Below are 7,921 nucleotides of genomic sequence, written 5' to 3'. Positions count from 1 at the left end.
ATTCGGCACGGATCGGAGGTCGAACTCGATAACGAGCAACTTCAGGCTTTGGTACTGGGCTTGCCATGGCAACGGGTCGGTGCTGGCGGCTTGATCACAGTGTTATAACGCCTGCCATTAGCCCATCGGTTTATCGCTGCTGACTTCCGGCTCTGGCACAATCAGCGGCATGACTTCCTCGCCCAATCTCGATCAAATGACACCGGAACAGCTACGTGCCTTGGCTGAACAGGCCTTGCAGTTGCTGTCTCAGGTTGACTCGATGGGCCAGAAAATCCACCGTCTTGAAACGGTCAACGAGCAACTAGCTCTTGAGATCGCCATCCTCAAGCGACACAAGTTCGCCAAGCGCAGCGAACAGCTAAGCCCTGACCAAGGTAGCTTGCTCGACGATCTGCTCGACACTGATATCGCGGCCATCGAGGCCGAGCTGAAGGCGGTCAATCCGCCACCTGCACCGGGTGAGCTACGTCAGACCCCCAAGCGTGCGCCGCTGCCGCCGCAGTTCCCACGTACAGTGATCCGTCACGAGCCAGAAAACACTCAGTGCGTCTGCGGCTGCCAACTTCAGCGCATTGGCGAAGACGTCAGCGAGAAGCTCGATTACACCCCGGGCGTGTTCACCGTTGAGCAGCATGTGCGTGGAAAATGGACGTGCCGCAAGTGCGAAACACTGATCCAGGCGCCTGTACCGGCCCAAGTCATCGACAAGGGGATCCCGACCGCAGGCCTGCTGGCCCATGTGATGGTGGCGAAGTTCGCCGACCATTTGCCGCTGTACCGGCAGGAGAATATTTTTGGTCGGGCCGGGCTGGCGATTGCCCGCTCGACACTGGCGCAATGGGTCGGACAGACCGGTGTGCAACTTCAGCCTCTGGTCGATGCGCTACGTGAACAAGTGTTGGCCCAGGGCGTGATCCACGCCGATGAGACTCCGGTTCAGATGCTTGCGCCAAGCGAGAAGAAAACTCATCGCGCTTACGTCTGGGCCTACTGCACCACGCCGTTTTCGGCGCTCAAAGCTGTGGTTTATGACTTCAGTCCCAGTCGCGCAGGCGAGCATGCGCGCAACTTCCTTGGGCGGTGGAACGGCAAGCTTGTATGCGACGATTTCGCTGGCTACAAAGCCGGTTTCGAGAAAGGCATTACAGAAATTGGCTGCATGGCCCACGCCCGTCGCAAGTTTTTCGATCTGCACGTGGCGAACAAAAGCCAGCTGGCTGAACAAGCGCTGTACTCGATTGGCGGCTTGTACGAAGTTGAACGCCAAGCTCGGGACATGTGCGATGAGGATCGTTGGCGAATACGCCAGGAAAAGGCGGTACCGATCATCAAAACACTGCATGACTGGATGTTGGCCCAGCGCGACCTGGTGCCCAACGGATCAGCCACGGCCAAAGCCCTGGATTACAGCCTGAAACGCTGGGTGGCGCTCACGCGCTACCTAGACGACGGGGCTGTGCCCATTGACAACAACCAAGTCGAAAACCAGATCAGGCCGTGGGCACTTGGGCGCTCCAACTGGTTGTTTGCTGGGTCGCTGCGCAGCGGCAAACGAGCGGCGGCGATCATGAGTTTGAYTCAGTCAGCGCGTATGAACGGGCATGATCCGTATATGTATTTGAAGGATGTGCTAACTCGTCTGCCGACGCAGCGGGCGAGTGGGGTTACTGAGTTGCTCCCGCACAAGTGGGTGTCCGTTTAACTACGCAAGGCGTGCTTGCCGTAGCTTGAATTTTCTCGACCGTTGGATGGAGTTAAAGCGACAGAGCCATCCAAGCTCGCTTTCGCTCTTGTCGGAAAGGGCAAAAAACTTATCCCGAAAGATTAACTAAATGCATAGTTCCCGAGCCCAAAGCTTAAGGTACTTTCGGACTCGGGATAGACGATATCCAGTCGGTCAGCCAAGAGGGTACTCAGCACCTATCACTTCGGGATCAAACGGCTTGCGAGAGAATATTTTCCTGACCATTGGTGCGAAGTGCTCCAGATCTGGGGTAGGGAACGCTGGGTCAAAAGAGGCCTGATCCCAACGCTCGCAAAAATCTGCGCATAGCTGGAAGCATGGATGGTCTCTGTAGCGATCTCTCTCGTTACGGTCCCCGCCAAAGTAATGGGCATAGTAGAAGTTCTGGAACAGTCCATGATGATGCAGCACCCAGGCAACCTCGCCACGTACATAAGGTCGTATAATCGATGCCGCGTACTGAGAGTGGTTATACGGCGCGAGATCGTCACCGATGTCATGGATCAAGGCGCCTACGATCATCTCCTCATCTGCACCGTCTGCCTCAGCGCGAGCAGCCGTTTGTAAGGAATGCTCAAGACGGTTGATTTTGTAACCGCTTAGCGTAGTGGCCAACCCTTGCAGTGCATTCAGAATTCGATCAGCCAACCCTTTGTTGAACTCACTCTCCAGATGCTCAAGGAAATGGTATTCCTCGGACGTTCCATCTTTCATGCGGATGAACTCGACCTGCTCCATATCACGCGGCCTCTTCGGTTTGTTTGGATCCTTTGATAATTTCGCTCAAACGCTCACGCGGCCCGTCTAAGTCTATGTAGCATCCTTGCAGATGCCTTGCCCCTTCGGAAGGGTTGAAGCTTGTGCGGCCATGAAGGACTCGGCTGTTGTCGAAAAACATCAGCTCTCCGGCGGCTAACCGGAACCTCACCTCATAGTCTGGATGATTGAACAATTCGGCCAAACGCTTACGTGCTTTATGGAATGCCCGTACTTCGTCGGCCCTCAGCAGCGGTAAGCTGTCCAGACGTGGACTGTAGTGCACGCCAAGGGTCTGCCCAGTTTCATCGGTCTTGATCATCGGACGCCGGGTGGTCAGCTCTACACCTTTATCTACGAACCGAAAGCGAACCGGAGTGTTTTTGAGGAGCATGTAGCCTGCAAGGTCTTCTTGCATAAGCGCATCCACCACCTTAACGCTATCCACCATCGTCGAGAGCCCACCGGAGGTTTCGTTGACCAAGCAGTGCAAGAGCTGAATGCCCGGCACTGGGTCTCGGTAGGGATTATCGGTATGTGGGCCCAAGGCCACGGTGCTATAAGCTAAGTCGTTCGCCTTCGGTTTTGAACGAACTTCGAAATAAGTGCCAAAATTGGTTTCCTTGATGTACCCAAATTTTCGACCTACTTCGAGTACCTGCTCAGGAGTATTTGGGACGTTCGCAAGGACGATGTAGCCATATTGCAGGTAGGCCATAAGCGCTGCTTCGAATGCTTTGCTATCGCCCAGCGCTCGCCAGTCATGACGAATCAACCGCTGATCTAAACTGCTATCCCAAGCAATGGGCGCTGGGCTGTGATCGGCGTCAACAATTTCAGCCAGCAGATAGTCTGTTGTGTAGTGGGCACTATGACCGTCGCTGAAAGCAATTCGAACCCGCCCTTGTGAAAGGGGCTCAACCTCTGTCAATTGAACGTCTGGATCGATGAGGTGGGAATCGAACAGGCGCTGCTGCGTATTAGCGTCTGTCGACTCTGGATCCTGGGTTTTTTCACGGAGCCATAACGCAGGAATCTCGTACTCATCCTTGCCGGTGGAAAATTTGAGCGCGGGAGGAGTCTGTTGAATTTTCAATTCGGTGACTTGCATTTTTTGCAGATCCTGAGAGTGGAGGTGAACCCATTCTTTAGAGAAGTGTGCGTAATGAAAACGCGGGAAATCAGCATCTCTGCCATGCATTTTTCTAATGGTTAACGTCAGATGCCAAAGTAGGCGCGGGAAGCGCTCATGGCATCTTTCCCATCAAACGTCGTAACGCCGCCGAGCCATTTTTCCAGCCATGCGGGATTCCTCTTGATCCATTCTTTCGCGAGCATGACGGGGTCTTTTTTGTCTAGGACACCTACCATGATTTCGCTTTCCATATCGGTGTCGAAGCGCATATTGCTGATCAGTTTCGCAGCATTGGGGCAACGCGCGGCGTAATCGGGCGCCGTAACGGTGTACACAGTGGCTGCACCATAATCGGGGCCAAATACCTCGTCTCCACCTGAAAGGTAGGTCATTTTGAATTCTAGGTTCATCGGATGAGGCGCCCAGCCCAAGAACACGATTGGCCTTTTGCGTGCTATGGCGCGCGAGACCTCCAACCGCATTGCGGCTTCGCTGGACTCGACCAAGGTGAAGTTACCCAAACCATAAAGATTCTTTTCGATCATCTTCTTCAGGGATGAATTACCACCGCTTCCAGGCTCAATGCCATAGATTTTCCCACCCAACTGATCTTTAAATTTTGCAAGATCTTGGAAAGAATGCAGGCCCTGATCCGCTAGATAAGTGGGCACCGCCAATGTGTACTTGGCGCCAGTCATGTTCGGGGGCTGTTGCTTGAGCAGCTTGCCTTCTTTGACCAATGGCATGACGGTGGGATCGAGAGAAGGCGACCAATAATCGAGAAACGCGTCCAGTTTGTCCGCTTGGATCGACCCGAGAGCAATAGGCACTGCGACCAGCGTTTTGCTTGGGGCGTAGCCTAAGGACTCAGCCAGGGCCATCGTCACTCCATTGTTGGCAGCATTGTCCGCCCAGCCGAGATCGGCCAATCGAATAGACTTGCACTGTTCGGAATCACCTGCTGCGAAGGTGCTTAAAGAGGTGAATGCCAATCCAGAAAAAGCTAAGTAAAACAAGGCCTTGCGCATGAGCTGTCTCCGCGTACCAGTTAGGTCAACTAGGGTCAGTAGGTCTTGGCAGAGAACAAATTTGTGTGTGAGGATGACCGAGCTTTTTTGTTTTAGATTTCGGTTCAAGGCCAAGACTACTCAGTCCCCTGCGGATGAGATACACGTTTAAACCTTATACGGGGCATGCATAAATCTTATGGAAGGCCAGAGAAAAACTTTCCCTGCTATGAAGGCGCTGGTGGCTTTTGAGGCCGCAGTCAGACTCGGGTCTATGACCGCAGCAGCCAGGGAAATAGGCACCACTCAGCCTGCTATCTCGCAGCAAATCAGAAGCCTTGAGGAGACGGTAGGAGGGGCCTTGCTCTATCGCTCGGGCAATCACTTGCGGCCAACGGCCAGTGGAAAGCGCTTCTACGAAGACCTATCGCCCCTGCTTTCCAACTTAGACTCTGCGTTGGAAAGAGTCCAAGCAAGCCTTTCTAATCATCTACCATTGATTACCATTTCTGCGAATTTTGGTTTTTCCCATCTTTGGTTATTACCTAGGCTGCATCTTCTCCAGCTCGAATTTCCTGGCTTACGATTTCAAATTCTTCCTATGGACTCGCACGACACATCCAATTTGCATGACGTAGATTTGGCCATCAGCTTCGATCAACGTGATCCAAAAATGGAAAGCGAAATCATGCTCGCGCCGGAGAAGGTCTTTCCAGTATGCAGCCCGGCTTTTGCGCAGCAGCACGGTTTATGGACTGACGTAACACAGAGCGACTTGAAGTCGCTGGCGTTGCTTCATATGGATGAACGCAATCCAAGGTGGTTGGATTGGGCGAGATGGTCTGCCCTTGCTGGGTTTGGTTCAATTGATGAAAAAACCAGTTTCACTTTTAACAATTATCCATTGCTTTTGARCGCTGCAATTCAGGGAAAAGGCCTCTAGCGAATGCAATTCCACTCTTCGTAATCCACCCACCTAGGCATGTAGAGGTCATTGCTTATACGTGAGTTTCTGCACTTGCCCTGTAACACTTTTCAGGCCTGATTTCGGTAATTCAAGCGTATGGAACTCAACGCCCATTGAGTCAGCGTGGTGTCGCTTAAGCAAGTAGAGCATGTCGCCAGACTCTGCTACCTGGCATCCCTCGTACTGGTCGAGATTTGCGTAAACCACTTGGCGAACAATACATTCTGAAGCGAGTTCCAGCGCCGCCGCCCGTCCTGCGTTCGATGGCACCCGCACCAAGAGATACCAAGCAGACATCAGCAGAAACGCGAGTATGCAAATGGAGCCGACAACCACAAACGCGCCTCGATTTTCAACAGCCCGGTCGCGCATGTTGGCCATCCATTTCGGCACTATGACGGGCTTGCCCGTGTCGTTTCCTGGTTTCTCAAAAAGTACCAAAAGAAGGGTTACTGTTCCGACCAGAGCCATTGCGAACACCAGAGCTGCAAGGAAGGACCCAAACCCGGCGGCTCCGTAGGCCACGAACTGCTGCGCGCTGATGCTCACCCGATCAATCGGCACATCCAGTGTTAGATAAAATTTCTCCAGGTGCGCAAAACCGCTAAGGGTAAAAGCTCCCACCATGCTCGCTATAAACAGGGCAGCGTCGATACGCAGATACTTTCTGAAGCTGCGGAGGCTTTCCTCTCTTGCGATGCGGTCCGTCAAAATGTTGATCTCCTTAAAGTAGTCAGGCTGAGCGTTGCCCCACGAGTATCATGGGGGACTTCCTGATGGTCGAGTTGAAGCCATTTCTCAGACGCTATGACCGGCCATCAAATCAGCTGCTGAGTAGACTTTCCATATCTGATTTTGTAGTGGGCGCGAGCGTAACTGGCTGGCCGAGAGCCGCCCATCCCGACACGAAGTTATTCAGCGATCACACCTATTCGGCTTGCAACGGCTAGCGTCGTTGGTCGATCCCGCTATCATGCATGGCGTAGATCACGAATGTAGATAACGCTATGCCAAAATTGTCATTCGCCGTCAGAATTTTGTTCGCATGCTGCCTTTTCATCGCAACCGCTAATCACATTCGTGCAGACGTTTCGCATGGGTTGCTCTGGGACTACGGATACGGGCCTAGCGCTTACTTGGCTAGCCGTATTTTCTGGGGGGCGCTTACGTTTTTTGACCCGCTCGCAGCATTGCTACTGTTCATCAAGCCAAGAGCCGGAATCGTGCTTACGTTAGCGATTATTTTGGTCGACGTGACCCATAACACTTTATACGTCGCGTTGAATCAACAATGGCTGGAGCCGTTTTACCTGTCCCAGGTAGCTTTCCTTGCCACAGTATTCCTACTCTCACCCATCGCTTGGAATCGCCCTATTCGAGGCGTAGCGCTCACCAATCCAGTCCGAATGTGATTCGCTCCATTTATGAAGTAGGAACTCTTCGATCTCACGCGGCTGCCTACGCATCGGGCGAGTGAAGTTGCTGACCTTCCGCCAAATAATTGGGCAATCAAATCACAGGATTAAAGGGAATTAACGATGGAAATAGATCACATTTTTATTTGTGTGAGTGATGACGGGCGAGGCGCTGACGCTCTGAAAGCCCTCGGGCTCGCTGAAGGGACGCCAAACGTACACCCAGGCCAAGGCACTGCCAATAGAAGGTTCTTCTTCCGAAATTCTTTCATTGAGCTTTTACATCTCACCGATGAATCAGAAGCTCAAAGTCAGTTAACGGCGCCAACCCAACTCTTTGACCGACTCAAGTGCGCAGATGGAGTCGCCGCGCCCTTTGGAATTTGCTTCAGACCATCCACCGTAGGCGAGAAGCCAATATTTCCGGTCTGGGAATATCGACCTGTTTACTTACCAGCTGCCCTGAAAGTCGACGTGGGGCGTGCGCCTGTATCCGAACCGATGTGGTTTTTTCTTTCGTTTGCCAAGAGACCAGATGAGGCTCCGATTGAGCGAGCGCAGCCGTTTGAACATCCCAACGGCTTTCGCGACATTACATCTGTGCGAGTTAGCACCCCCAACAGCCAAGCTTTTTCTACCCCTGCGAACTGCGCAAATCAGCTGAAAGGATTTGAAATTGTTCATGGTGATGAGCATCTGGTCGTATTGGAAATCGATCATGGCGCAAGTGGCCAGACACACGATTTCCGTCCTGGGTTGCCGATGATTATGAACTGGTGATGGATTGGCCTAACTATTCAGCCGACATCTCGTTCTGATCCCAACGCTGGGGGCGCTGGTGTGTACGTCATTGAAGTTTAGATTCAGCAGCGCGGTTGGCCGGGAGCTTATGCG

7 protein-coding genes are annotated in these 7,921 nt (G+C 52.8%); 3 read left to right on the top strand and 4 right to left on the bottom strand.

All coding sequences use genetic code 11. The features are described 5' to 3' along the window. Positions 1–169: 169 nt before the first annotated feature. Positions 170–1,705, top strand: coding sequence for an IS66 family transposase (gene tnpC, locus AC1DLB_RS19050; RefSeq protein WP_477785441.1), 1,536 nt, complete (start codon positions 170–172; stop codon positions 1,703–1,705). Between the two features lie 195 nt (positions 1,706–1,900). On the opposite strand, the gene AC1DLB_RS19045 is transcribed toward tnpC, so the two are convergent. The 3 genes from AC1DLB_RS19045 to choX all read right to left on the bottom strand — a co-directional run bounded on the left by AC1DLB_RS19045 (position 1,901) and on the right by choX (position 4,666). After that, positions 1,901–2,485, bottom strand: coding sequence for an HD domain-containing protein (locus AC1DLB_RS19045; protein ID WP_086946248.1), 585 nt, complete (start codon positions 2,483–2,485; stop codon positions 1,901–1,903). A 1-nt stretch (position 2,486) separates the two neighbouring features. Beyond that, positions 2,487–3,614, bottom strand: a complete 1,128-nt coding sequence (locus AC1DLB_RS19040; protein ID WP_245846328.1) for a TauD/TfdA family dioxygenase — start codon at positions 3,612–3,614, stop codon at positions 2,487–2,489. A 107-nt stretch (positions 3,615–3,721) separates the two neighbouring features. After that, positions 3,722–4,666 carry a choline ABC transporter substrate-binding protein gene (gene choX, locus AC1DLB_RS19035; RefSeq protein ID WP_086946432.1) on the bottom strand — a complete coding sequence of 315 codons (945 nt, stop codon included), beginning with the start codon at positions 4,664–4,666 and terminating at the stop codon, positions 3,722–3,724. 178 nt (positions 4,667–4,844) lie between these two features. On the opposite strand from choX, the gene AC1DLB_RS19030 reads away from it, so the two are divergent. Continuing rightward, entirely contained in the window at positions 4,845–5,588 is a 744-nt protein-coding gene (locus AC1DLB_RS19030) for a LysR family transcriptional regulator (RefSeq protein WP_477785440.1), read from the top strand. Between the two features lie 48 nt (positions 5,589–5,636). Here the strand turns inward: AC1DLB_RS19030 and AC1DLB_RS19025 are convergent, their stop codons facing one another. After that, on the bottom strand, positions 5,637–6,323 hold the full coding sequence (locus tag AC1DLB_RS19025; RefSeq protein ID WP_086946032.1) for a hypothetical protein: 687 nt from the start codon (positions 6,321–6,323) through the stop codon (positions 5,637–5,639). A gap of 827 nt (positions 6,324–7,150) precedes the next feature. Here AC1DLB_RS19025 and AC1DLB_RS19020 point away from each other — a divergent pair. Then, entirely contained in the window at positions 7,151–7,807 is a 657-nt protein-coding gene (locus AC1DLB_RS19020) for a VOC family protein (protein ID WP_086946034.1), read from the top strand. The last annotated feature ends 114 nt before the right edge of the window (positions 7,808–7,921 follow it).

The organism is Pseudomonas sp. 05N434 (genome assembly GCF_056396965.1).
The sequence above is the reverse complement of the archived record's forward strand: the minus strand, read 5'-3'. Positions and strand labels throughout refer to the sequence as shown.